We start from the raw sequence: 471 nt of genomic DNA on the forward strand, positions 1-471 counted from the left end.
TAATATCGCCCAGCCCCCAGAAGGTGCATTACGATCTCGTGATAGGGAGCCAGGTTGAGGACCCGCTATCGCCTCCCCAGCTCCACCAGCCGCACCCACATGAGTTGAAACACCCAGGGCAAGGTGGGCTTAGCCGTGGGTCTCCCCTTGTGGTTGAGGTCGTACACCTGTGGGTTAGGTGTGGCTTCCATCCAAAAATTCTACCCGTGAGGGGAAGGGGTGCGGAATGTGAGGACCAAGGATAGAAGGCATTTCACCCCACCACATCCGGCAACGCCCGGGCGGCCTCCTCCAGGCGCTTGCGGGAGACGTGCACGTAGACCTGGGTGGTGCTGATGGAGCTGTGCCCCAGAAGCTCCTTCACCTCGTCAATCCCCCGCCCCGCCTCCACCAGGGCGCTGGCGTAGGAGTGGCGGAGCTTATGGGGGGTGATGCGTTGCCAGTCCTTGAGCCCCGCCCGCCTGGCCACCC

The 471-nt window shown here is 63.1% G+C and carries 1 protein-coding gene; it reads right to left on the reverse strand.

The window, feature by feature from the left end; translation table 11 throughout:
• Positions 1–253: 253 nt before the first annotated feature.
• Positions 254–471: tyrosine-type recombinase/integrase (locus ACYQ0J_RS00490; protein ID WP_460170256.1), on the reverse strand; the 218-nt coding region annotated here is incomplete at its 5' end.

The sequence above is a fragment of the Thermus sp. FJN-A genome, assembly GCF_054655095.1.